Source organism: Caballeronia sp. AZ1_KS37 (assembly GCF_023631165.1).
In the GTDB taxonomy this organism is placed as follows: Bacteria; Pseudomonadota; Gammaproteobacteria; order Burkholderiales; family Burkholderiaceae; genus Caballeronia; species Caballeronia zhejiangensis.
The window spans coordinates 1-25,083 of sequence record NZ_JALQDP010000046.1 but is presented as its reverse complement, the minus strand read 5'-3'; the positions used below and the strand labels follow the sequence as shown (position 1 = coordinate 25,083).

Here is a 25,083-nt window from a genome sequence, read left to right as displayed (position 1 = left end):
TGGGACGCGAAGAAGATGTTCCCGAACCTCGACTGGTTCAGCGCGGTTTCATATCACATGATGGGCGTGCCGACCGCGATGTTCACGCCGCTTTTCGTGATCTCGCGCACGTCGGGATGGAGCGCGCACATCATCGAGCAACGCATCGACAACAAGATCATCCGGCCGAGCGCGAATTACACCGGTCCGGACAACCTCGAGTTCGTCCCGCTGGCAAAGCGTGCGTAAAGCGCATCAGCCCTCTTTACGGTGATACGCGAGATCCGTGAAGAGCTTCGGCCCGTCGCCGCGCCGGCGGCGGGTTATTTTTGAAATCGGCGCCTAAAATAGCCCGGATTTCCAGTCGAAGGGGGCTTCCCCACAATACCTTTGAGCATGGCGCGCGAAAGACCATGCCATGACCGAGACACGGCGATGAACACTGCAAACCGCAAACCCCTGCCCGGCACCACACTCGATTACTTCGACGCGCGCGCAGCCGTCGAAGCGATCGCGCCCGGCGCTTATGACAAGCTGCCCTACACCTCGCGCGTGCTCGCCGAGAATCTCGTGCGCCGCTGCGATCCGGCGATCCTCGAACAATCGCTGATGCAGCTCGTCGAACGCAAGCGCGAGCGCGATTTTCCGTGGTTTCCCGCGCGCGTCGTCTGCCACGACATTCTCGGACAGACCGCGCTCGTCGATCTCGCTGGCCTGCGCGACGCGATCGCGGACCAGGGCGGCGATCCCGCGAAGGTGAATCCGGTCGTGCCGGTGCAGCTCATCGTCGATCATTCGCTCGCGGTGGAATGCGGCGGCTTCGATCCGGATGCGTTCGCGAAGAATCGCGCGATCGAAGACCGGCGCAACGAAGATCGTTTCGATTTCATCAACTGGACGAAGAAGGCGTTCAAGAACGTCGATGTGATTCCGCCGGGCAACGGCATCATGCATCAGATCAATCTGGAGCGCATGTCGCCGGTGATTCACGCGGTCGATGGCATCGCGTATCCCGATACGCTCGTCGGCACCGACAGCCACACGCCGCACGTCGATGCGCTCGGCGTCATCGCGATCGGCGTCGGCGGGCTCGAAGCGGAGAATGTGATGCTCGGCCGCGCATCGTGGATGCGTCTGCCGGATATCGTCGGCGTCGAGCTGACGGGCAAGCGTCAGCCGGGCATCACGGCGACCGATATCGTGCTCGCGCTCACCGAATTCCTGCGCAAGGAAAAGGTCGTCGGCGCGTATCTCGAGTTCCATGGCGAAGGCGCGTCGAGCCTCACGCTCGGCGACCGCGCGACGATCTCGAACATGGCGCCCGAATACGGCGCGACCGCCGCGATGTTCCATATCGACGAGCAGACGATCGAGTATCTGCGTCTCACGGGCCGCGACGACAAGCAAGTGAGCCTCGTCGAGCATTACGCGAAAACCGCTGGCCTGTGGGCCGATTCGTTGACGCACGCGGAATACGAACGCGTGTTGCGCTTCGATCTGTCGACGGTCGTGCGCAACATGGCGGGTCCCTCGAATCCGCACAAGCGCCTGCCGGTGTCCGAACTGGCGACGCGCGGCATCGCGGGCAAATGGGAAGAAACGCCGGGGCAGATGCCGGACGGCGCGGTCATCATCGCGGCGATCACGAGTTGCACGAACACCAGCAATCCGCGCAACGTGATCGCGGCGGCGCTCATCGCGCGCAATGCGAATGCGCAAGGTCTCACGCGCAAACCGTGGGTAAAGTCGTCGCTCGCGCCGGGCTCGAAAGCGGTCGAACTGTATCTGCAGGAATCCGGTCTGTTGCCCGAACTGGAAAAGCTCGGCTTCGGCATCGTCGCGTTCGCGTGCACGACGTGCAATGGCATGTCCGGCGCGCTCGACCCGGCGATCCAGCAGGAGATCATCGATCGCGATCTGTACGCGACCGCCGTGCTGTCCGGCAACCGCAATTTCGACGGCCGCATTCATCCGTATGCGAAGCAGGCGTTTCTCGCGTCGCCGCCGCTCGTCGTCGCGTATGCGATCGCGGGCACGATCCGTTTCGATATCGAACGCGATGCGCTCGGCATCGGCAAGAACGGCCAGCCCGTGTATCTGAAGGACATCTGGCCGAGCGATGAGGAAATCGACGCCATCGTCAAACAGAGCGTGAAGCCCGAGCAGTTCCGTCGCGTCTACGAACCGATGTTCGCGTTGACCGCGCAAAGCGGCGAAGCCATCAGCCCGCTCTACGACTGGCGCGCGCAAAGCACCTACATTCGCCGTCCGCCGTATTGGGAAGGCGCGCTTGCAGGCGCTCGCACGCTCAAGGGCATGCGCCCGCTCGCGGTGCTCGGCGACAACATCACGACGGACCATCTCTCGCCGTCCAACGCGATTCTCGCGAACAGCGCGGCCGGCGAATATCTCGCGAAAATGGGCTTGCCCGAAGAGGATTTCAATTCGTACGCGACGCATCGCGGCGATCATCTGACGGCGCAGCGCGCGACGTTCGCGAATCCGACGCTCATCAACGAAATGGCCATCGTCGATGGTCAACAGAAGAAAGGCTCGCTCGCGCGCATCGAACCCGAAGGCCGCGTCACGCGCATGTGGGAAGCCATCGAAACGTATATGGAGCGCAAGCAGCCGCTCATCATCGTCGCGGGTGCGGATTACGGACAAGGCTCGTCGCGCGACTGGGCCGCGAAAGGCGTGCGTCTCGCGGGCGTCGAAGCGATCGTCGCGGAAGGCTTCGAGCGCATTCATCGCACGAACCTGATCGGCATGGGCGTGCTGCCGCTCGAATTCAAGCCGGGCGAAAATCGGCAGACGTTCGGCATCGACGGCACCGAAACCTATGACGTCATCGGCGAGCGCAAGCCGCGTGCTGATCTCACGCTCGTCATCCATCGTGCGAACGGCGAACGCGTCGAAGTGAGCGTGACGTGCCGGCTCGACACGGCCGAGGAAGTCTCGATCTACGAAGCCGGCGGCGTGCTGCAACGCTTCGCGCAGGACTTCCTGGAGTCGTCGAAAGAAGCGGCCTGACATTCAATCAAGGATACGAATCACATGGCACACGCACCTCAGATCAAGATCGCCGCGACCTACATGCGCGGCGGCACCAGCAAGGGCGTTTTCTTTCGCCTGAACGATTTGCCGGAAGCGGCGCGCGTGCCCGGCCCCGCGCGCGATGCGCTCTTTCTGCGCGTGATCGGCAGCCCGGACCCGTATGGCAAGCAGATCGACGGCATGGGCGGCGCGACGTCGAGCACGAGCAAGACGGTCATCGTCTCGAAGAGCGCGCGCGCCGGACATGACGTCGACTATCTCTTCGGCCAGGTCGCCATCGACAAGCCATTCGTCGACTGGAGCGGCAATTGCGGCAATCTTTCGGCGGCGGTCGGTCCGTTCGCGATCACGAGCGGCCTCGTCGATCCCGACCGCGTTCCGGATAACGGCATTGCAATCGTGCGCATCTGGCAGGCGAACATCGGCAAGACGATCATCGCGCATGTGCCGATGAGCAACGGCGCCGTCCAGGAAACCGGCGACTTCGAACTCGATGGCGTGACGTTCCCCGCCGCCGAAGTGCAGCTCGAATTTCTCGATCCCGCCGCCGAGGAAGAAGGCGCGGAAGGCGCGATGTTCCCGACCGGCAATCTCGTCGACGATCTGCACGTGCCCGGCGTCGGCACCTTCAAGGCGACGATGATCAACGCGGGCATTCCGACGATCTTCGTGAACGCGGAGGACATCGGCTACAAGGGCACCGAGCTTCAGGACGCGATCAACGGCGACGATGCCGCGTTGAAGCGCTTCGAAACCATTCGCGCATATGGCGCGCTGCGCATGGGGCTCATCAAGAGCCTCGATGAAATCGCCAAACGTCAGCACACGCCGAAACTCGCGTTCGTCGCGCGTCCGGCGGAATACGTCGCGTCGAGCGGCAAGCGCATCGGCGCGGACGATGTCGACGTGCTCGTGCGCGCGATGTCGATGGGCAAGCTGCATCACGCGATGATGGGCACGGCGGCGGTCGCCATCGGCACGGCGGCGGCGATTCCGGGCACGCTCGTCAATCTCGCGGCGGGCGGCGGCGAGCGTCAGTCGGTGCGCTTCGGGCATCCGTCGGGCACGTTGCGCGTCGGCGCTGAAGCCGTCGAAGCGAACGGCGAATGGCAAGTGAAGAAAGCGATCATGAGCCGCAGCGCGCGCGTACTGATGGAAGGCCGCGTGTCGGTTCCCGTCGTCGCGCTGGATTGAGTGTCGGGCGCGCGCCGACATCGCGCGATCGAACTGTCGTTCGGAGTACGCCGTTATGCGTCGATAAATTCGAGCGAAACCGATGACCGGCGCGCTCTGCTTCGCTTGGCACAACCTGTGCAAAAGATCGAATGGCGACTCGTCCGTCGCCATTCAATTACTTTTATTTTTGCCGGGAGACCTGCCATGACCACTCTGACCATCACCGACCTGCCGTGCGTCGAAACGATGCATCGCAATGCGATGTCCGCCATTCGCGGCGGCATGCTGTATCTGACCAATCCGGATAGCAAGAAGCTTCCCGAGATGCCGAAGCTGCCCGATTCGTGGCCCGGCGCCGCGCTGCTGAAGGAGCTTCATCTTCCGCCGCCGCTGCCCGCGCTACCGTCCGCGCCTCCGCCGCTGGATCCGCGTCTGCTGTGAGCGGCCGACGATGTCGCACCGAGTTCGAGGTGCGACATCGATCGGAGCGCTTCTTACGTCGTCGATCACGCCGGACCTTCGCTTGAATCCTGTCGAAACAGGCACACCGTTTCATCTCTTCTCCTTTCAACGAGTCAACAACGAAGTACGCGCGCGGGCATGCCGCATGCGCAAGGGCTAAAAACCACGCGCATTCGGAAGAGAAGCTATGTCCACTTCATCCGCCACTTCGAGACCTCCATCGAAATTCGCTCCGGCGATATTCGAATTGCTCGATCCCATTCCTTACGGGCTTTTTGTCGGCACGCTGATCTTCGACATCAGCTACGCCATCACGCGCAATGTGTTCTGGGGAAAAGGCGCGGCGTGGCTCGTGACGGCCGGTCTCATCATCGCCATCGTTCCGCGGCTGCTCAATCTCGGTCACGTATGGCTGCAAAAGCGGCGCGCGGTCTCGCGGATCGAACGAATTGATTTCTGGCTCAATCTGATCGCGATCGTCGCCGCTGTCGTCAACGCCTTCGTGCATAGCCGCGATGCCTATGCGATGGTTCCGGAGAACGTCATTCTCTCGGTCATCACCGTGGTGCTTCTGAGCATCGGTCATATCGCGATGGCCATGCACCGGCTCGTTCTCGCGGAGGCGGCTCATGAATAAGCGCATGATGATAGGCGCGCTCGCGATCGCATTCGCGGCATCGATGAGCGGATGCAACGAACACGCGCAGTACGATGCGCAACATCAGGCGGGCGAGAAGCCTCCACTGCCGGACGCACGCAACTTCTTCGCGCCGCCGATGCAGGTTCCCGAATACGTCGGCTGGCGCAACGGCGCGACGCCCAAGGTCGCGGAAGGATTGCGGATCGAAAAGATCGCGTCCGGTCTCGTGCATCCGCGTCAGGTCTACGCGCTGCCGAACGGCGATGTCCTCGTGGCCGAATCCAACAGCCCGAACGAGGAAGCGGTGACGACGCCCAAGCAACTCATCGCCGGATTGATCGCGAGCAAGTCGGGGAAAAAGGCGAAAGGCGCGAATCGCATCACGCTGTTGAGGAAAAGCGCGAGTGGCGAGTGGGAGCGGCATGTGTTCATCGATCAACTGCATTCGCCGTTCGGCATGCAACTGATCGGTGACACGCTCTATGTCGCGGATACCGACGCGATCCTCAAGTTTCCCTACAAGACGGGCGAAACGAGCATCGCCGAGCGCGGCGTCGAGCTGGCCGATCTTCCGGACACGATCAATCATCACTGGACCAAGGCCCTGCTCGCGAGCCCCGATGGCAAGAAGCTCTATGTCGGCGTCGGCTCGAACAGCAATGTCGGCGAGAACGGACTGGAGGTCGAATACCGGCGCGCCGACGTTCTCGAAGTCGACACGGCGACGGGCGCGAGCCGTGTCTATGCAGCGGGCATTCGCAATCCAACCGGACTGCAATGGGAACCGAAGTCGAAGCAGCTCTGGGCAATTGCCAATGAACGCGATGAAATCGGTGCAGACCTCGTCCCCGACTATCTGACTTCAGTAAAAGAGAATGCGTTCTATGGCTGGCCGTATAGCTATTACGGACAGCACGTCGATCCACGCGCGCAGCCGCAGCGCCCCGATCTCGTCGCCCGCGCGATTCCGCCCGATTACGCTATCGGTTCGCACGTCGCGCCGCTCGGGCTGGCGTTCTATACCGGCGGCAATCTGCCGGCGCAATATCGGGGCGGCGCGTTCATCGGCGAACATGGCAGTTGGGATCGCTCGCCGCTGAGCGGTTATGTCGTGTCCTACGTCGCATTCGAAAACGGCAAGCCTGTCGGCCCGCCGAAAGATGTCGTGACCGGCTTCACATCGGCGGATCAGAAAGAGCTATACGGCGCACCCGTGGGCGTGGCGCAGGATCGCGACGGCGGCCTTCTCATCGCCGATGACGTCGGCAATGTCGTATGGCGCGTCACGGGAACAGGCGGATGATTCGCGCTTGAATATCCGGTACTTTTCAACGAATCGAAATGCGCGCAGTCGATGCCGACCCGCGCGCGTTCATCGTCTATAGTGAGAGATCAAACCTCGGAGGCTCCATGATCTTCTCAAGGCGTCATGTTCTGGCCGGCGGAATCCTGACTGCAGCCCTGCTTACAATTCCAGTAGCTCACGCTCAACTGGGCAATCTGCTCAATCAAGGTAAAGAGAGCGGCAGCGGCGGCGCACTCGGCAACTTGAGCGGCCTGACCGGAGGCTTATCGATGGATTCGCTCACGTCGGGCAGCACGAGCAATGTCGCGGGCGTCATCGAATATTGCGTCAAGAACAACTATCTCGGCGGCAGTGCGTCATCCGTCAAGGACGGGCTGATGAGCAAGCTCGGCGGCTCGGCTTCCAGCGATTCAGGCTATACGAACGGCGCGAAAGGCATTCTGGATAGCGGCAACGGCAAGCAGCTCGACTTGAGCGGTGCGGGGCTGAAGGAACAAGTCACCAAGCAGGTCTGCGACAAGATTCTCGCTCAGGGAAAATCCCTTCTGTAGCGATCTTTTCCTGCCGCCGTGAGCGTGCCTGATCGAAGACTTCGCTTCAGGCCTCGTCGCCGAACAGCGCGGCTTGCGCGGCGGCTTTGGTCGTCTTCGTGGCGCGCGTATCGGCGAGAAAATCATCGCGATTCTTTCCGACGATCCATTGCGGCGCGCGGCCGCGTCCGCTCCACGTCGCGCCGCCGATGGGATCGCGATACTTCGCTTCCCTGGCCGGTTCCTGCGCTTTCGGCTTGCTGCCTGACAGCTCTTCCAGACTGATGCCGTACTGGCGCATCTTCTGCACGATTTCGATCAGCACCTGGCGCGTTTCGCGTTCCTTCGCTTCGGCCAGTTGCTTGTTCAGCGCGTCCTGTTTCGCCAGGAGTTCTGTGATTTCCGGTGTTGTGTAAGCCATTTCCTGATTCAATGTATGTGTATCGACAGCTTGCCGCATTGCCCTTGCGCCGATTCAGCCCGCCCAGCTTGTTCTGCACGGACGTCAACGCTTTGATGTTGCGACCGTGCCCGCCCTTGATAACGGGTCGAAAAATTCGAGCATGGGGAGAATACGCCAGTACAAAGCGCGGAGCATTCTGAAGGCGACGCGAAGCTGGGGAAAATCTTGCGCATCGCTCGTCGTGGATAGCTCTTTCGCTCTTTGCACTCCTTCCGCGATTACCGGCGTCGCCAGTGACGAGAAAGCACTGGCTATTGAGTTCGTTTTCGAGAGTGACGATCCGGCAGTACGCCGGTCGGCTTTGAAGAAAGTGGTTGGCCGTGGCAAAGGCCAGTCACCATCCCTATCCATTTCAATGCCTCGAGTTGAACAAAAAATCGCCTGGCTCAGACATTACCACAATGAACTGGCCGCATCGCATGTTTGTGACCGTTTGATGAAGCGATTTCCGCCTGTTGCGTGTACGCCGCCCGTGCTTTACGAGCTTGCCGAGTGAGTAAGGTTCTGTATTAGCATACACAGCTAATCAGGCTCTGCCCGATTCGATGGCGCGTGAAGCGCGTCGAGAATACCTGGAAGTAAAAGGGAGACCGGTTTGAAGAAACGCGCCACCGTGATCTGTCGCAGAGGCAAGCGCATCCTTCTTGTCGCCCGCAGTCAGTCGAAGTGGGCCTTGCCGGGCGGAATACTCAAACGTGGAGAACATCTTTCGGATGCCGCACTGCGCGAGCTTCGGGAAGAAACGCGGTTATCGGGAAAGTCGGCCAAATATCTTTTCGACTTTCGCGGCAAGCAGAAACACCATCACGTGTTTTCCTGCGCAGTCCCGAATCGGGCAAAAGCTCGCCCGAGTAACGAAATATCCAAATGCCGCTGGGTTCATCTCGACGACATCGCGCGCCTGATAACCAGCGCGCCGACAAGCGATATAGTCAAACTTATGAATCAGCGACGCAGAAAGTAATCGTCAAGAGCGGATATACGCCTATTGATCGGCGACTTCCACGCGATTACGTCCGCTTCGCTTCGCACGATACAGCGCTGCATCGGCGAGGCCGTATGCGATGTCGAAGCCGGTTCCCGCCGCATTATTGCTGATGCCGAAGCTCGCCGTGATGCGTCGATCCACCGGCTCGACGACCAGCGTATCGCTGATTGCCTCACGCATGCGCTCGGCGAGCAGCGCGGCGCTGTGCGGTTCATGTCCGGGCAACAGCACGGTGAATTCCTCGCCGCCCACGCGTCCGATGAAACCCTGATCGCCCACGATGCGCCGCAGGCAATCGACGACGCCGAGAATCACCGCATCGCCGGTGGGATGCCCGAAGTCATCGTTGATCCGCTTGAACTCGTCGATATCGAGCACGATCATCGCCGCGCTCGTCGAGCGCAGCGCTTTCGTGGCCTGCTCGATGACGGCGCTGCGATTCAGCACGCCCGTCAGCGCATCGTGCGACGCGCGATGCGCCAATTGCTGCGCGAGCGTCTGCATCTCGCGCTCGGCGCGGTCGCTGCGCCCGATCAGACGCCGCGTTTCGCGCATGAGGCGCTCGAAATGATCGATGAGTTCCCCCAACGACCGGCGATATTCCGCAGCGCCGGCGTCGGGCGCCGCGTGCATCGCGCGCGCCTTGTCCAGCGCCGCACTTTCGTTCTGAAACAGATCCGGCGTCGGATCGTCGGACGATGTCGATGGCATGCCTACCGTCCCGGATGAGCGATGAGACGGTCGGTGAATTCGATCGCGCGAAAATCGGCCTTCAGTTCTTCGCCGAACTCGGCGATGGTCTCGTCTTCCTCGTCGTGATACCAGTTCATCAATACGCGGCTGCCCGATTGCGCTGCCTGATCGAGCGCGTCGAACATGCTGAACAGCATCTTGGTGCTCGAGCTATTGAAGTAAGTCAGCGCGACGTCGATCGTGACGACGGCTCCGGCATGCTCGGCAAGATACTTGCGCATCTGCTCGATGACGGGCGCATAGAACGCGGCCGCATTCTCGGGATAGGACTCGCCCTTGAGCGACAACGCGTGCTGATCGAAACGCAAATCGACCTCGGGCGATGTCGTCGTGGCGGCAATATAAAAGTTATCCATGTTCTCGTGCCTTCCTGCTCAGATGATGGCCATAAGGCAAAACAGCGTGGTTCCGGGTTCGTCGGCACGCGGATGAAAAGCGAATTCGAGCGGCGCGCTCGCATCGCGCGCCATCGTCAGAAAACCCAGGCCGGCGCCTTTGCTGTCTTCGGGTGTATCCGAACGCAGCGATAGCTTGTACGCCTGTCTTATCTCTTCGAGCGACATGTTGCGAAGCGGCTCGAGCTTGTTACGCAGGCTTTCCACTTCGGCGGTCGCCATCGGATTGACGCATAACATGACGTGATGTTCGCCGTCCTTCGAGATGCATACGGCGCCCTCGCGTATCGCGCCTTCGTCTTCGCTGCCCTGCAAAAGCGCATTCGACGAGTAATGAACGATGTTCTGCGAAAGCTCGACAAACGAAGAGAAGAGCTTGCGGCGCGTCGGACCGCTCACGCCGGCGACTTCCAGTTGCAGCTTCACGACTTCGCCCATGGCCGCGACGATGTTATGCGAGAAATATCCCTTGTGATAGAAGAGAACATTGCGTCGCTGCGCCAGATCGAAGAAGGCGCTGTCCTGATCGAGTAGTTGAGACATGCTTTGAATTGACTAGATACGGGCACAAAAGAACGTGACATCGTCGCGGCGCGGCTGCACGCCTTGCCAATGCGCGAGCGCCTGCCGAACGTGCTCGCAGATCGTCCATGGCGACTCGCCGCGATGTGCGTGGATAACATCGAGAATGCGGCGCCGGCCGAAGGAAATGTTTCGCGGGCCGCCGATCTGATCCGTCAGCCCGTCGGTGCAAATGAAGATCAGGCTGCCGGCCGGAGCCGCAATCGCGCGCAGATTCCACGCGTAGTCCGCGCGGCTGTCGACATAACCTACGCCCATGCGATCGGCCGCGATGGTTTGGAACTCCGCCGCATCGGGCGGGAGAATATGCAGCGCGACGCGCGCGCCCGCGAAATGCAGCACGTTCTCCGAAGCATCGAGCCAGAAAAACGCGGTGTCGAGTCCGTCATTGGATTGATGCCCGGCGGCATCGCCGTTCACTTGCCCGAGCAAGCCCTTGACGTTGCGATTGACCGCCGCGAGCAACGCAGCCGGATCGCGCGGACCGATCTGCTCGATCGCCTTCGACAGCGACGCCGAAGCAAGCAAGGTCATGAACGCGCCGGGAACGCCGTGACCGGTGCAATCGGCCACCGCACCGAACCAGCCATGCGGGGACGCCGCGAAATGATAGAAGTCGCCGCCGACGACATCGCGCGGTTCCCAGACCATCGCGACATCGCGAAGCTGCGTCGACAATGTGTCGTCGGATGCGCGCAGCATGGCGCGCTGTATCACGCTCGCATATTCGATGCTCTGCATGATCTGGCGGTTCTTCTCCGCCTGCATTTGCGCGACCGCGCTCACGAGTTCGAGGCCGCTGCCCACGCCGGAGAACCGTCCGCCGCGCGTGACGATGAAACCATCGACGAGCGCCTTTTCGCCGGCATCGACGGTTCTGAATGCGAGGGTTTCGATGCTCACGTCCGCTTCGACGATCAGCGGCTCCTTGTCCATGAACGCGATGCAACTCTTCTTGTCGTAAAGCTCGCGATGAAAAGGCTTGCTCATCTGCGACATGAAGATATCGCGGTTGATCAGTCCAATTGGGCGCAATCCTTCGATCACGGCCAGGCTTCCCATGTCGCGGCGCGCGGAGAAGATTTCCATCACCAGTGCATTGGAGCCCTCCGCGTCGACAAAGGGGACTTCCCTGCAAAGATCGCCGGCAGTACGAAGATCTCTCTGCCCGGAAAAACCGCGAAAGCTCGAGAACGCTGAGTGCATGACAACGCTGGCCGATGTATGAAGAAACAGTGCACGCTAAGGCTTCTTCATGAACTTTCGGTGACAAGACGCAGCGTCATTCGCCTCATTGTTGCGAAAGCGTTAAAGCGGCCAAATGCAAACGTTTGCCGCCTTTTCCGCGCTGAAACACGATCATTTTTTGTTTTCAGGCCCGGCGTTCGTGATAGATCGCGAGCCATACGGTCGGCTCGACGGCATCCGTCCATGCGACGCGATGCCGGCAATGCGGTTCGATCAGCACATGATCGCCGGGACGCATTTCGAGCAGCGTCGAATCGTCTTCGAATTCGAGCGCGGCCGCGCCCGACAGCAGCACGACCCATTCGGCGCGCGAGTCGTCGTACCAGAATCCTTCGGGGCTCGCGTGCCCCATCGACACGATCCGCTCCACGTTCAGACGCTCTCCGGTGACGAGCATGTCGACACGCTCCTCATTGCCGCGCTTCGCTTCGAAGCTGAAAAGATTACCAGTCTGGATTTGCATGGCTCGACCTCGGTATTGAAACGAACTTGCCGTTCTATCGTGCCCGAGATACGCCGATCGAGCGATCGGAAAAAATACGCGAGTCGAATGGGCGTCGAATTGGCTTCGCACATTCGTGCTAGCCTGAAAGACGGATCTTTCATCGCGAGGAGTGGCGCGTGCAGATTTCCGATCCGACATCGCTGTCCCGGCTGGAGCAGATTCCGGAGTCCGCCTTCGATCTCATCGTCATTGGCGCGTCGGCGGGCGGGCACATGGCCACGGCCAGTCTCGTCGACGGCCTGCCGAAAGACTTGCCGCTCACGGTCGTGCTGATGATGCACCTGCCGCCCGAAGCAACACTATGGGTCTTCGAACGACTCGCGTATCGGGTCGAATGGATCACCGCCGGCTCGCGCATCGGCGGGCGCAGGCTGATGGTCGCCCCGCCGCACGCCTTCGTGGAATTGCTGCCGGACGGTTCCTTCGTGCTGTCGCCGTGTCCCGGCGGCGCGATCGAACGGCCGATCGACCGGCTCTTCGAATCCGTTGCGCGCAGCTTCGGCCCGCGAGCGATCGGCGCGATCCTGACGGGCCTCGGCCGCGACGGTTCGTTGGGCGCGAACGCGTTGCGCGCCGCCGGCTGCCGCCTGATCGTGCAGAGTCAGGCGAGCGCGGAATATCCGCAAATGCCCGCAGCCGCCATCGCCACGGGCGCGGCGGACATGGTGGTGCCGCTCGACGACATCGGTCAGGTCATCGGCGAGATCGTCTGCGGAACGCCACAGCCGCGCATGCGCTCGGAGCTGCGCGCCATCAACCGCACGTTCGGCGATGCCGGCGAGATCGCGCATCTGGCGCGAGAGATCGACTGGTGCCGCACGCCGCTCGGATGCGTGCTCGGCTGGCCTGCCGAACTGCAGCTTACCGTACGCACCGCCATCGATTCACCGCAGGCGATGTCGATCCTGTGGGGCTCCGATCTGATTCAGATCTACAACGACCGCTGGCGCGTCTTCCTCGGCGCGAAGCATCCGCTCGCCCTCGGCCGGCCCGCGCACGAGACGTGGCCGGAGGTCTGGACGGACGTGCTCGGACCCATCGCCAAGGGCGTTCTGACTCACGGCGAGGCGGTCGCGGGCGAAGATTTCCCGATCATGATCGACCGGCACGGCTTCGTGGAGGAAGTTTTCGTCACGTTCTCGTACTCGCCCATCCGCGATGTGCAAGGCCGCGTGCTCGGCGTGCAGAACACGGGCTGGGAGACGACGCGCAACGTCGTCGCCGAACGCCGCACGCGCGCATTGCACACGCTCGCGAAGGCGCTTGCCGACGCCTTGTCGCGACGCGAAGCCTGCGAACGCGCCGCCGCCGCGCTCGCCAGCGCGCCGGCGGATTTGCCGTTCGCCCTGATCTATCTGTTCGACGAAACGGGCCAGCAGGCGAGCCTTGCGGGAGCGGCCGGTCTGGAGGCCGGCTGCGCGGCTGCGCCCTACACGCTCTCGATGAACGTCCGGGACGACGGAAGCTGGCCGATGTCCGCGGCGTTGGCGGCGTCGAGATCCGGCGTGCTGACGGGCTTCGCCGTCGACGATCTCGACTGCCGCTTTCCCGGTCTCGAGGCGCCCGTCACGGCGCCCCGGCGCAGCCAGCGCCCGACGCGCGCGCTGATCATACCGCTCGGCACCGCGACGCGAGCCCGGCCGCTCGGCGTCCTGATTCTCGGTCTCAGCCCGCATCGGCCTCAGGACGAAGCGCACGCGCACTTCATCGATCTCGTCGTTCAGCAAGTCAGCGCGGGAATCGGCGACGCGCTCGCCAATGAACTGGAGCGCGAGCGGCTGGCGCGGCTCGCCGAAATCGATCGCACGAAGACCGAGTTCTTTTCAAATGTGAGCCACGAATTCCGCACGCCGCTCACGATGATGCTCGCGCCGCTCGACGAGCTGCTCCGCCAGCATCCGTCGCTGCCGGAGAAGGCCGCCGCGAACGTCGTGGTCGCGTCGCGCAATGCACGCCGCCTCTTGCGGCTCGTGAACAGCCTGCTCGATTTCTCGGCCATCGATGTTCAGGGACGGCCCGCCGTCGCGCCGATCAATCTCGGCCGGCTCACCGCGGATATCGTCAGCGCGTTTTCCGGCGCGATCAAGGCGGCGGGACTCGATTGCCGCGTCGCCATCGACATGGACATGCCGCCCGTGCCGGTCAACGTCGAAATGTGGGAGAAGATCGTCTCGAACCTCATTTCGAACGCACTCAAGTTCACGTTCGAAGGCCATATCAGCGTTCGCCTCAAGGCGATCAGGCTGCATGCGGAACTGGAAGTCATCGATACCGGCGTCGGCATTCCGGCGTCGGAGCTGCCGAACGTCTTCACGCGCTTTCATCGCGTGCAGAAATCCCGCGCGCGCACGGCGGAAGGCGCGGGCATCGGTCTCGCGATCGTGAAGGATCTCGTGCAGCGTCTGGGCGGGCAAGTGTCCGTGCGCAGCGAGGAACATTCCGGCACCACGTTCCAGGTCTGGATTCCGCTGACTTCGCGCCTCGAAACGATCGAGCGCCCGGACCTGAGCGGGCGCGAGCCGGCGCTCGCCGCACTGCTGGCCGATGAAGCGGCGCGCTGGCTTCGGCCGAACGGATCGCTCGAGGACGATGACCTCGTCGAGTTGAGCGCGGCCACGGGACCGAAACGCGGCCGCGTGCTGGTCGTCGACGACAATGCGGATGTTCGCGAGCATCTGCAACGTCTGCTCGGCGCGCGCTGGGAAGTGGACGTCGCGCCCGACGGCACGCTCGCGCTTGCTCAGGCGCATCGGCACCGGCCCGAGCTGATCCTCGCGGATGTCATGATGCCCGGCATGGACGGCTTCGCTCTATTGCGCGCGATACGCGAGGACGATGCGCTCAGGGACACGCCTGTCATCCTTCTCACGGCCTACGCCGGCGAAGACTCCGCGATCAAGGGGCTCAAGGCCGGCGCGGACGACTATGTCGCGAAGCCGTTTTCCGCGCGCGAGCTGCTGGCGCGCGTCGAAGGGCAGATCGAGCTGTCACGCTCGCGCTTACGCACGCGGGAAGTCAACGCGTTTCTGGTGCGCTTCTCGAACGCGGCGCGCGATCTGACCGATCCGCAAAGCATGATGCACCTGGCTTGCCGGATGGTCGCGGGGCAACTGGACACCGAGCAGGTCGAGTGGCTGCCGATCGAAGATTGCGCGACCTGTGAGCCATTCGCGTCGGCGTACGAGCGAGGCCAGTCGGTCGTCGTCAGCGATACGCAGGCCGATCCGCGTCTGTCCGCGACGATCAGGCAGAGCCTTGCCGAAGACGGCATCGGCGCGGCTGTTTTCGTCCCGGTGATGGCCGAAGGCCGCTTGCGCGGGCTTCTTCGCGTGACGCAACGCACGTCCCGCCGCTGGATGCCGGAGATGGTCGCGCTGGTCGAAGGCGTTGCGGGCCGTTGTTGGGCCGAGCTCGAGCGCGCCCGTTCGGCGGAAGCGCTGCGCGACGCGCTAGAACACGAATCCGCGCTGCTCATGGAACTGAGGCGCCGGGTACGCGGCATCATCGCCGAGATCATCTCGATCAACGCGCGCACCGCCGATGGCGCGGGAAGCGTCGAACGCCATGCGTCGCTCATGAACGGCCGGCTGCAAGCGCTCGCGCGCATCGAGCAAGCACTTGCCGATGGACTGAACGTCGAAGTGGATCTGCACGACATCGTGCGTCTCGAGATCGATGCGCTGGGCGAAACGAACGGCAAATTCGATATCGACGGAGAGCATGCCGCGCTTTCATCGGAAGCCGCCGAGACGATGACGATGATCGTCCACGAGCTCGTCGTCAACGCACTGGAATACGGCGCGCTTTCGGCGGATGGCGGAGCCGTGACGATTCGCTGGGCGCGCGTCGACCGAAGCGGCGCGACGTGGCTCTGCTTCGACTGGACCGAACATGGCGGGCCCGTGCTCGACGCGTCGGCGGCCGGTCGCCGACGCGGCTTCGGCACGGAGATGATCGAACGAAAGGTCGCCGACGAGCTCAATGGAAGCGGCCGGCTGGAGATCGGGCGGAACGGCGCGCGATGTCACATCGAGTTTCCGCTGGGCGACACGCGCGGCCGGCCGTGAACGTTACATGAGGCTTCCCCACTCGTAGTCCACCTTGTCGGGATGCAACGCGAACATGCCAGCGCCCGGCGTGAACGTCAGCTCGCCGAAGTAAATCCGGTCTTTCGCATCGTACAGATCGACGCGCACGAATTCGAAATCGCTCGACAGCTTTCGCGCGATCGAAACGAGCGCATCCAGATTCGCCGGTCGCGGAGCCGGAGTCGGGCTGCGCGGATAGTGGCCCATGCCGATATCGAGAAGATTCCAGTCCGCGTCGTACATGTCGCCGCGCGGGCTTCCGAAACGATCCGAAATAACGAGGATGAATATCTTCGGATCGCCCGACTGCTTGTTGAAGACATGAAACTTCAGATCCGGCGGGACCTTTCCATCTTCTCCGGTAAGAAGTGCCTCGAAGAAAATGCGCCGCTCGATGGTTCGGTAATGTCGTTCGCGTGCAATCGCATAAAAGTCGGTCGATAACCAGCTTTTCGCCATTGCATCGAGTTTCTCGAATGACGTTTCGTTCTTGTCGCGCACGACATGCACGAATCCGCTGCCGTGATTCGCCTTCATGACGAAGGATTGGGGAAGCGCATCGAAAACACTTCTCGTGAAATCGGATGGTTCAGCAACCAGCGGCACGAGATACTCGCTGCCGATCTTTTCCGCAACGTATTCACGTACTTTCAGCTTGTCGCTGAGGTCGCCGAAGCGTGGATCGGGTTCGAGGCAGCGCCGCAGGATTTTTTCATTGAATGTCGTCGGATTGCGCAGCTTTGGAAATCGTCCGATCCGGCGACGATGATAAATGGTCAAGTACAGGTTATCGGGCAACCAGTCCCTTACGCTGTGAAACAACGTCTTCGAGAGAGTCATTTACTCCCCTCCTTTATTCTGTACGTCAGACGAAACCCCGTCCGCCCCTTTCTCCGGCCGCGCGTTAAATGCGAACCGAATTTCGCCACGGCGCTGTTCATTGCCGTCGGCACTTCATCGAAACCTTGATTTTCTGCTGAATCGTGGACTGCACGTATGTACGCGAACGCACACACCCGAAAACCACGGTGTCAGAACACGTTTCCAAAAGTTGCTTTGCTTGCGACGACATTTCTTCGACGTTAAATTTCCTCGGGCCGGCGAATCAGATAACCGGACCGGTTTCTCTCTTTCGATGAGTCGCTGGACTTCACCGACGCAAGTCAGACCATAACGCATCCGGTCGATAGACGAGCGTCGTAGCGACAGGCGTCAACATTTGCGTCAATCGTATCGAGACCGTCTCCACGAGCAAGCGCGTTTCTTGCATCGAGAGCGGCTCGCGATGCTTCCGATGCCGGATGCACGCCACGCATGCGTCGCGCATGCGGCCGCAGTGCAACCCGCAACACCTTCAGAAATCCTTAGGGGCGGAGTCGACACATGCTCAAAGAGAAACAGATGAACACGCGCTGGATGACAAGCGCACTCGCGGCCGCAGCGCTCGCATTGCTCGCCGCTTGCGGTGGCGGCGGCGGTTCGGGCAACGGATCGAGCTCGCCCACGAGCTCGGGCGAAGGCGGTGCAAGCTCACCGGGCGGCGCGAGCGCACCCTCCGGCGCGAGCACGCCTTCGACGACGACCGGCACGCCGACGCTCGCCGCCGCGACTGCAGTCGTCGATGGTACGACGATCGGCGCATCGCAATGGAGCGACGGCTCTACATCGACGGGCGGCACCGGCCAGGCCGTCGCCAATCTGAACTGCACGGTCGCCGGCAATAAATACAGCTATTCACATCTGTCGATTTATCAAAACGGTAAGCAACTCTCGTTGCCGGCGAACGTCGGATACGTGAAGCCGACCATGGCGAAGCAGACGGGTTGCGTGTATCCGGTCCACACCGTCGATGCCTCGGGCAAGATCCGCATGGACGTGACATCGAATGCGTCTTACACGCTCGGGCAGTTCTTCTCCGTCTGGGGTCAGCCGCTCAGCACGACCAACGTGGCGGGCCTCACGGGCAATGTGACCGCGTGGGTGAACACGGGCGGCACGCTCACCAAATACACCGGCGATCTTTCGAGCCTCGTGCTGCCGGACAAGGGCGAAGTGACGCTCGTCATCGGCGCGACGCCGACGCAGATCGCGACCTATACGTGGACCGATCCGCCGCCGTTCACCTCGACGGTGACGACGCTCAGCTACGGCGGCCTGGTGGGCAATCTGTACTTTACCGATGGCAATACGGCGACGGGCGGCACCGGCGCGCCGGTCGATGGCCTGATCTGCGCGGCGGGCATGGCCGAGACGTTCCACGTTCACTCGCACGTCGCCATCTTCAAGGACGGGCAGTGGCTCGCGTTCCCGAAGAATGTCGGCATCTTGTCTTCGTGTAACTATGAAACGCACACGCATGACAACACCGGCATCATTCATATCGAAACGCCGAACTTCAAGGACTTCACGCTCGGCCAGGTATTCGATGTCTGGGGCATGCCGCTTTCGAGCACGAACGTTGCGGGCATCACCGGCGACATCGTCGTCTATATCAACGATAACGGCGACGTGCGGCGCTACACGGGCGATCCGCGCAACATTCCGCTGACGTCCCTGCGGGATATCACGTTCCAGATCGGCAAGCCTTTGACCACGCTTCCGACTTATTCGTGGTACGAGCCGCAGTAACGACAGCATGCACGCCGCGGTTCAGGCCGCGGCGTTCGATCACTGCCCGCATTCCTCTTTCTTTAACACCCAATGTCATCGGCGTCTATGTTCGGCACCACATTGAACGCCGGTGCACAAGCTGCTATGTTTTCCGCATCGCAGTCGAGCCGAAATGCGCTCGCGCGAGTATCTGTCATGGCAGAGACAAGCACGGCTCGACGATTCTTTAAACACGACGTTAGCTCGCCGTCGAGTATGATGATTTCAATACCTGCCTTGTCTTCCGGGGTTTTTCCGTCGTTTGACCGATCGTCGAACCCTGAGAGCGTTACGCTCTGCCGTGTCTTTGCATAGGCTTTTCCAAGGGGACTTCGTCGTCGTGAAGATACTGATCGTGAACACACTCTATTTTCCGGATGAACCCGGAGGGGCCGAAGTATCTACGCGACTACTGGCCGAGGGTCTGGTCAGGGCAGGCATCGAAGTCTGTGTGGTCTGCGCGACCGGATCGGGTGTCGACCATGTGGACAACGTGAATGGTGTGAAGGTCTATCGGCTTCGCTCGGTCAATCTTTACTGGCCGCATCTGCGCGAGAAGCACGGCCGCGTCGCCAAGCTGATCTGGCATGCCATCGATGTCTATAACGTCATCATGTCGCGCAAGCTCGCGAGCATCATCGCGCGTGAAAAGCCGGACGTGATCAGCACCAGCAATCTGTCTTGCCTCTCTGTCGATATCTGGCGTCTCGCACGCAATGCCGGCGTGCCGATCGTGCATACGGCGCGCGATTACTATCTGATGTGTCCGACCGCGATCATGTTCTCGCATTCGAAGCCATGCCAGCGGCAGTGCGGCGTGTGCTCGGTGTATGCGCAGCCCAAGCGCATCGCGTCGGCGCGCGTCGCGGTCGCTGTCGGCGTGAGTCGCTTCGTGTTGCAAAAGCATCTGGAAAGCGGCTACTTTTCGCGTGCGTCGCGCACGGCGGTCATCTATAACGCGTGCGAATCGCTTGAAACTTCGACTGCGCCGCCGCGCACGCGCCGTTATACAGGCGGCCCCGTGCGACTCGGCATACTCGGGCGCGTGTCGCGGGAGAAAGGGCTGGAAGTGCTGCTCGAGCAATTGCTCGCGGACGATACGCTGCAATGGACGCTAGCCGTCGGCGGCCATGCGGATGCCGATTATCTTCAGGCGCTCAAGTCGAAGTACGACGATCCGCGCATCGAATATCTCGGCCGCGTGAAGTCCGACGCGTTCTACGACAGTATCGACATTCTCGTGGTGCCATCGATCTGGAATGAACCGTTCGGGAGGGTCACGGTCGAAGCGTATTCGCACGGCGTGCCGGTCGTCGGTGCAAACACGGGCGGCATTCCCGAAGTCATCGAGCCGCGCACGAATCTGGTGTTCGACATCGCGCAGCCCTCTTCGATCATCGGCAAGCTGCATGAAGCGGTGGCGTTGCTCGACGACCCGCGCGTGCACGAGCGTTTCCGCGAATATGCGCGGCGCTTCAACGTCGATGCGATGGTCGAGTCATATCGCGCGCTGTATGAAAGCGTGCTCGAAGAACAGGCGCTGCCACGCGCCGTATGTCCGTAACCTTGCCACGGTCCATATCGTTTTTGCTGCTGGCCACAAGGTAAAAATCGGGCTATCGATTCATAAGGAAGACGCAAAGCATGTAGGCAGCACGCAAATTGAAAAAACGCGATACCCCTTGCTTTCATGGGGTAAACTGGGCCGCACACCTTGCAGGATCAAAGTTCAGCTCGAACGACCGCACTCGATTTCCAATCCTGTCGTCGATCGGATCGAGGTGACGCGGCGCCAACTGTCAGCCATCAGCTCATACGCTGTAGAACCGGAGCCGCGACACATGAAGGGTCATCCGCCCCGTCACATCATCGGCAAGCGCTCAACAAGCTACGGCGCGCGCGAAGACTTTCGCACCGCCAAGCCGCCGGCTCGTAGTGATCTGCATCCTGTCCATACGCCGTGAAAGTACTGATCGCGAACACGTTATATTTTCCAGACGAGGTCGGCGGCGCCGAAGTTGCGACGCGACTCCTTGCCGATGGCCTCATCAAGGCAGGCATAGAGGTTTGCGTGGTCTGCGCGACCGGCACAGGCGACGATCGCAATGAAGTCGTCAACGGCGCGAAGGTCTATCGTCTGCGTTCGACCAATCTCTATTGGCCGCATGCGCCTGGCGAGCATTCCCGCGTCGCCAAGCTGATCTGGCACGCGATCGACGTGCGCAACACGTCGATGACGCGAAAGCTCGCCGAGATCATCGAGCGCGAGAAGCCGGACATCATTCATACTGCCAACCTCTCGTGTCTTTCCGTCGATGCATGGCGCGTCGCCAACAACGCGGGCGCGCCTATCGTACATACGATCCACGATTACTATCTGTTGTGCCCGACGGCGAGCATGCTCACGGCCGGCAAGCCCTGCGCGAGTCAGTGCGGCGTGTGCTCGCTGTATGCGAAGCCGAAGCAGATCGCATCCGCGCAGGTCAGCGTTGCGGTCGGCGTCAGCGATTTCGTCTTGCAGAAGCATCTCGAGAGCGGTTTTTTCTCGCGTGCGGCAAAGACGACCGTCATCAACAATTGCTATCAGCCGGCCATGGATTCCGTCGCGGCACAGCACTCGAGACAAGATGGAAACGCTCCATTGCGACTCGGCATGCTCGGGCGCGTGCTGCCTGAAAAGGGCGTCGAGTTGCTGCTGGAACAACTGCTCGCAGACCAGACGCTCGACTGGACGCTCTCGATCGGCGGCACCGGAGATCAGGACTTCGTCGATTCGGTCAAGACGAAATACGCGGACCCGCGCGTGACTTTCCTCGGACGGGTCGATCCTTCGGATTTCCTGAGCAGCATCGATATTCTGGTGGTGCCGTCCGTGTGGAACGAACCGTTCGGGCTGGTCGTCCTCGAAGCGTATTCGCATGGCGTGCCCGTCGTCGGATCGAATATGGGCGGCATTCCCGAGATCATCGAGCCGCGTTCGAATCTCCTGTTCGACGTCGGCCGGCCCGAGACGTTGATCGACAAAATTCACGAGGCGACCGCCTTGCTCGACGATCCTTCTACGCGCGACCGGCTGCGCCAGCATGCGCGCAAGTTCAGTCTCGATGCGATGATCCGCTCCTACGTCGAACTGTACGAAGGAATGGTCTGCCTCGAAGATCGAAAGCCGTGGCTCGCGACAGGACGTGAGGCGAATTGAGCCGCGGATGTTTCATGCGGGTCTTCGCGCATCAAAACGACATGCTGTAAGCGCGGTCTTCGTCTTCGACGTTACGCATGCGGCGTTCGAGATCGGCAAGATCGCCTGACGACGCGAGATAAGCGCTATGCGAAGGCATGTCGGTACGGGAAACCAGCTTGCCGAGAAGATGCGAAAGCAGTGCGAACATGATGTGCTCCTTGTCGTGTAGGAGGCGGCGTTTGCCGTATCGCTTCACCGCCTGACGCAGCGCGCATGACGTTCGTTCGTCGAACCTGCTTCACATGCATCGCCGATGTGAAGCAGGTTACTTCCCGTGAATTAGCTTCGAATGAGTGCTTTCATTCAAGCCTTCGCGTAAATCGAGCTTCCGAGCGTCAGTGTCGTGCCGCCACTCGCTGACGCAAAGCGGATCTCATAGAGATCGCGACCGAAGTTACCAGGCACCCTGACCGACATGCCGCCGCGATCGTCCGAAAGCGGCACGAAGAGTTGATAGCGAAGGTCCGTGTTGCCGTACAGCACATAACCCGGCAGTTCGGGCAACGTGGTCAGGTAAGCCGGTTCGTTTCCATCGATGACGATCGGCACGGCCGTTGGCGAATCGTTCGTCAGGGTCCATTGCGTGTCCAAACGCTGCTGCCATGCGGTGTCGAGCGGCGTGAGCGCGCCGAGTTGCTGACCGACCGGCAGCGTGAGATACGCGTAACCCGCGCCTGGCACCACACGCTTCATCAGATAGCGATAGCTGTACGCGTGGCCGTTCTCATCGGTTCCGGAAGCGACCGTGAAGCGATACGAGGCGCTATCGCTATTGCTCCACCACCATCCGTCACTGCGATACTGGTATGCGCCAAGCTGCGTCCACGCACGCTTCTTTCCATCCCACTGGTTCAATTGCAGGCTGCCGTCCGGATTCGCGATCACCTGGAATGGCGAGTCGGAATTGCCGTAGATACCGCCAGCCGTGACGATGTTCGGCGCCGATGCGGCCGATGGCGCCGTCGTGCTGATCTTGGCCGGCAGCGAGGCGATCGAGCCGTCCTCTTTCAGCGCGGAGAGCACGAGCGATTCGGCGATCTTGCGAGCGTCGTAGCCCGAATTGCCCGTGATCATCAGCGCGAGTTGCGCCTGTGGCACGACAAAGAACTCGCTCGAATAGAAGGCCGTTCCGCCGTCCTTTTCCCATCCGAGGACGCCTGCTGCATCGAGCGCCGGTTGCCTGATCGAGTCCCAGCCGAGTCCCCATTTCCATTCGGGCGACGGATTAATCAGGAGTCCGGTAGTTTGATCCGTGCCCATCTGCGCGATGCCCGCCGCCGATACTACGCGCTGCCCCTGAAACATGCCGCCGCCGATGATCATCTGCGCGAGATTCATCATGTCGCCGGGCGTCGAGCTCAACCCGCCCGTCGCATAGGCGTTGACGAATTCCTGATACTGCGTGCCGTTCGCAAACGGATACGAGAACGAGCCGCTGCTCGGCACGCTCGTTAGATAGCTGGAGTTCGTCATCTTCAGCGGCGCGAGGATGTTCGCTTCCACGAAGCTTGCGAAGCTCTGCCCTGTCATCGCGAGGACGATCTGCTCGATCATCGTGAAGCCGTCGTTGCAATACACGGCAAGCTCGCCGGGGTAATGCTTCAGATGCGTATTCGCGAGTTCGGCTTGCGTATCGGCTGCGTAGCCGGGAACCGGCGCGAACGTGAAGAGATTGCGCGAATTCGTGCCCGGCAGTCCCGACGAATGCGAGAGCAACTGGCGCGTCGTGATCTTCGCGTACTCGGGCGAGAGCATCGTGAATGTCGGGAGATAACGGACGATCGGCGTATCGAGCGTGATCAGTCCGCGATCCTGAAGGATCGTCGCTGCGAGCGCCGCAAACAGCTTGCTGACGGAGCCGATGTTGAAACGCGTCTGGGTCGTCGCCTTGGTTTGGTTCGGCACCGACGATACGCCGAACGCCTGCTGCCAGAACACGTTGCTGCCCTTGAGCATGGCCACCGATATTGCCGCGACCGGCTGCGTCGGATTGCCGATGGCCTGCTGGATTGCCTGCTGCCCCATGGCGACGGTTTGAGGATAGGACTGGGAGTCGGCGTTATCGCTGCCGCAGCCGGGAAGAAGTGTCGCGAGCATTCCGGCGCCGGCCATGCCGAGGAACTGCCGACGGCCCGTGCTCGCTATATTCGGGCTGAAGATTGAAGGGGCGCGGGTACGGTTCGATCGGGGCACGACGTCTCTCCTTGTTGTTATCTGCAAGGCGTACTCTGTGCGGCTCGTTCCTTTTGCGCTCGATTATAGGCATGAAAATCGCGCAATCGAGGGAAGTTTCCGCTACGCGGGCGGATGCGGCAGTGTCGCCACTAATGCGAATGAATCTCGTTGTCGGCTCGTCATCGCCGAACGTCTATTCTGAGTGTGTGGCAACGCGACCAGGCGGGAGACGGTATGCAAGGCGATTCGAAAGTGATTGACTACCTCAATGCCGAGCTGAAGAACGAACTGACGGCCGTGCATCAGTATCTTTTGCACGCGCGTCTCTATCAGCATTGGGGATTTGAAGAACTCGGCGCGCACGAATACGACGAGTCGATGGACGAGTTGACGCATGCTGACAAGCTGATCGAGCGAATCCTCATGCTCGATGGACTGCCGAATTTGCAGGATCTTCATGCGTTGGCCATTGGCAAGCAGACGCTCGAAGCTCTGCAGAACGACCTCAAGCTCGAGCAGGCGGCCCAAGCGCAATGCAAGGAGGGGATCGTCTATTGCGAATCGGTGCGGGACTTTGTCTCAAGAGGGATCCTGGTCGAACTGCTCGACGCTACCGAGGATCACATCGATTGGCTGGAGATTCAGATCGGCCTCATCGACAAAATCGGCATCGAGAATTATCAGCAATCGGCTATTCGCAAGCTGGCGTGAGATGCTGTGAAAGTCCCAACGCAAAAACCCCACCTTTTGGGGTGGGGTTTTTGTTTGGAGCATGAGGAGCCTGACGATTACCTACTTTCACACGGGTATCCGCACTATCATCGGCGTGGAGTCGTTTCACGGTCC

Annotated in this window: 24 protein-coding genes; 15 read left to right on the top strand and 9 right to left on the bottom strand. The window is 61.2% G+C overall.

The features are described from left to right. The 7 genes from NCS00_RS32000 to NCS00_RS31970 form a co-directional block, all read left to right on the top strand. A partial coding sequence (locus NCS00_RS32000) for a citrate/2-methylcitrate synthase (protein WP_284508236.1) occupies positions 1-228 on the top strand: 228 nt, incomplete at its 5' end. Between the two features lie 186 nt (positions 229-414). Further along, positions 415-3,012 carry a Fe/S-dependent 2-methylisocitrate dehydratase AcnD gene (gene acnD / locus NCS00_RS31995; RefSeq protein ID WP_250442167.1) on the top strand — a complete coding sequence of 866 codons (2,598 nt, stop codon included), beginning with the start codon at positions 415-417 and terminating at the stop codon, positions 3,010-3,012. 24 nt (positions 3,013-3,036) lie between these two features. Beyond that, on the top strand, positions 3,037-4,230 hold the full coding sequence (gene prpF / locus NCS00_RS31990) for a 2-methylaconitate cis-trans isomerase PrpF (RefSeq protein ID WP_250442166.1): 1,194 nt from the start codon (positions 3,037-3,039) through the stop codon (positions 4,228-4,230). A 186-nt stretch (positions 4,231-4,416) separates the two neighbouring features. Then, positions 4,417-4,653: a hypothetical protein gene (locus NCS00_RS31985; protein ID WP_175982216.1), complete on the top strand. Its 237-nt coding sequence runs from the start codon at positions 4,417-4,419 to the stop codon at positions 4,651-4,653. Positions 4,654-4,861: 208 nt separating this feature from the next. After that, positions 4,862-5,311, top strand: a complete 450-nt coding sequence (locus NCS00_RS31980; protein WP_250442165.1) for a DUF2231 domain-containing protein — start codon at positions 4,862-4,864, stop codon at positions 5,309-5,311. After that, entirely contained in the window at positions 5,304-6,617 is a 1,314-nt protein-coding gene (locus NCS00_RS31975; protein WP_250442164.1) for a PQQ-dependent sugar dehydrogenase, read from the top strand. Before NCS00_RS31980 ends, NCS00_RS31975 begins: the two co-directional genes overlap by 8 nt. Positions 6,618-6,724: 107 nt before the next feature. Then, on the top strand, positions 6,725-7,171 hold the full coding sequence (locus NCS00_RS31970; protein ID WP_250442168.1) for a YjjA family protein: 447 nt from the start codon (positions 6,725-6,727) through the stop codon (positions 7,169-7,171). 46 nt (positions 7,172-7,217) lie between these two features. On the opposite strand, the gene NCS00_RS31965 is transcribed toward NCS00_RS31970, so the two are convergent. Next, entirely contained in the window at positions 7,218-7,571 is a 354-nt protein-coding gene (locus tag NCS00_RS31965; RefSeq protein ID WP_250442163.1) for an H-NS histone family protein, read from the bottom strand. A 106-nt stretch (positions 7,572-7,677) separates the two neighbouring features. On the opposite strand from NCS00_RS31965, the gene NCS00_RS33630 reads away from it, so the two are divergent. Both NCS00_RS33630 and NCS00_RS31955 read left to right on the top strand, forming a co-directional pair. Continuing rightward, on the top strand, positions 7,678-8,109 hold the full coding sequence (locus NCS00_RS33630) for a hypothetical protein (protein ID WP_350029749.1): 432 nt from the start codon (positions 7,678-7,680) through the stop codon (positions 8,107-8,109). Between the two features lie 99 nt (positions 8,110-8,208). Continuing rightward, positions 8,209-8,577, top strand: coding sequence for an NUDIX hydrolase (locus NCS00_RS31955; protein WP_008345887.1), 369 nt, complete (start codon positions 8,209-8,211; stop codon positions 8,575-8,577). A gap of 21 nt (positions 8,578-8,598) precedes the next feature. On the opposite strand, the gene NCS00_RS31950 is transcribed toward NCS00_RS31955, so the two are convergent. The 5 genes from NCS00_RS31950 to NCS00_RS31930 all read right to left on the bottom strand — a co-directional run bounded on the left by NCS00_RS31950 (position 8,599) and on the right by NCS00_RS31930 (position 12,042). Then, positions 8,599-9,312: a GGDEF domain-containing protein gene (locus NCS00_RS31950; protein ID WP_008345888.1), complete on the bottom strand. Its 714-nt coding sequence runs from the start codon at positions 9,310-9,312 to the stop codon at positions 8,599-8,601. A gap of 2 nt (positions 9,313-9,314) precedes the next feature. Beyond that, on the bottom strand, positions 9,315-9,710 hold the full coding sequence (locus tag NCS00_RS31945) for a DUF1987 domain-containing protein (protein ID WP_008345890.1): 396 nt from the start codon (positions 9,708-9,710) through the stop codon (positions 9,315-9,317). 18 nt (positions 9,711-9,728) lie between these two features. Beyond that, positions 9,729-10,292 carry a SiaB family protein kinase gene (locus NCS00_RS31940; protein ID WP_008345892.1) on the bottom strand — a complete coding sequence of 188 codons (564 nt, stop codon included), beginning with the start codon at positions 10,290-10,292 and terminating at the stop codon, positions 9,729-9,731. 12 nt (positions 10,293-10,304) lie between these two features. After that, the gene (locus NCS00_RS31935) at positions 10,305-11,420 is read right to left on the bottom strand and encodes a SpoIIE family protein phosphatase (protein ID WP_250442162.1); all 1,116 of its coding nucleotides are present in this window, start codon (positions 11,418-11,420) and stop codon (positions 10,305-10,307) included. 283 nt (positions 11,421-11,703) lie between these two features. After that, complete coding sequence (locus NCS00_RS31930) at positions 11,704-12,042, bottom strand: cupin domain-containing protein (RefSeq protein ID WP_250442161.1); 339 nt, start codon at positions 12,040-12,042, stop codon at positions 11,704-11,706. Between the two features lie 158 nt (positions 12,043-12,200). Here NCS00_RS31930 and NCS00_RS31925 point away from each other — a divergent pair, with 158 nt between their 5' ends. Continuing rightward, on the top strand, positions 12,201-16,151 hold the full coding sequence (locus NCS00_RS31925; protein WP_250442160.1) for a chemotaxis protein CheB: 3,951 nt from the start codon (positions 12,201-12,203) through the stop codon (positions 16,149-16,151). 3 nt (positions 16,152-16,154) lie between these two features. Here the strand turns inward: NCS00_RS31925 and NCS00_RS31920 are convergent, their stop codons facing one another. Beyond that, positions 16,155-16,796, bottom strand: a complete 642-nt coding sequence (locus NCS00_RS31920; protein WP_235366241.1) for an ATP-grasp fold amidoligase family protein — start codon at positions 16,794-16,796, stop codon at positions 16,155-16,157. Between NCS00_RS31920 and NCS00_RS33625 the strand changes: the two genes are divergently transcribed. The 4 genes from NCS00_RS33625 to NCS00_RS31900 all read left to right on the top strand — a co-directional run bounded on the left by NCS00_RS33625 (position 16,695) and on the right by NCS00_RS31900 (position 22,020). Beyond that, positions 16,695-17,141 (top strand): hypothetical protein, encoded by a 447-nt coding sequence (locus NCS00_RS33625; protein WP_250442169.1) that lies wholly within the window; start codon positions 16,695-16,697, stop codon positions 17,139-17,141. The genes NCS00_RS31920 and NCS00_RS33625 overlap by 102 nt on opposite strands. 414 nt (positions 17,142-17,555) lie before the next feature. After that, positions 17,556-18,800 carry a hypothetical protein gene (locus NCS00_RS31910; RefSeq protein WP_008345902.1) on the top strand — a complete coding sequence of 415 codons (1,245 nt, stop codon included), beginning with the start codon at positions 17,556-17,558 and terminating at the stop codon, positions 18,798-18,800. A 376-nt stretch (positions 18,801-19,176) separates the two neighbouring features. Continuing rightward, positions 19,177-20,385 carry a glycosyltransferase family 4 protein gene (locus NCS00_RS31905; RefSeq protein WP_239295271.1) on the top strand — a complete coding sequence of 403 codons (1,209 nt, stop codon included), beginning with the start codon at positions 19,177-19,179 and terminating at the stop codon, positions 20,383-20,385. A gap of 396 nt (positions 20,386-20,781) precedes the next feature. Continuing rightward, positions 20,782-22,020: a glycosyltransferase family 4 protein gene (locus tag NCS00_RS31900; RefSeq protein ID WP_250442159.1), complete on the top strand. Its 1,239-nt coding sequence runs from the start codon at positions 20,782-20,784 to the stop codon at positions 22,018-22,020. A 31-nt stretch (positions 22,021-22,051) separates the two neighbouring features. Here the strand turns inward: NCS00_RS31900 and NCS00_RS31895 are convergent, their stop codons facing one another. Both NCS00_RS31895 and NCS00_RS31890 read right to left on the bottom strand, forming a co-directional pair. Then, positions 22,052-22,210 carry a DUF3563 family protein gene (locus NCS00_RS31895; RefSeq protein WP_008345908.1) on the bottom strand — a complete coding sequence of 53 codons (159 nt, stop codon included), beginning with the start codon at positions 22,208-22,210 and terminating at the stop codon, positions 22,052-22,054. Between the two features lie 155 nt (positions 22,211-22,365). Beyond that, positions 22,366-24,159: a serine hydrolase domain-containing protein gene (locus tag NCS00_RS31890; RefSeq protein ID WP_250442158.1), complete on the bottom strand. Its 1,794-nt coding sequence runs from the start codon at positions 24,157-24,159 to the stop codon at positions 22,366-22,368. A 312-nt stretch (positions 24,160-24,471) separates the two neighbouring features. Between NCS00_RS31890 and bfr the strand changes: the two genes are divergently transcribed. Next, positions 24,472-24,948, top strand: a complete 477-nt coding sequence (gene bfr, locus NCS00_RS31885) for a bacterioferritin (RefSeq protein WP_250442157.1) — start codon at positions 24,472-24,474, stop codon at positions 24,946-24,948. The last annotated feature ends 135 nt before the right edge of the window (positions 24,949-25,083 follow it).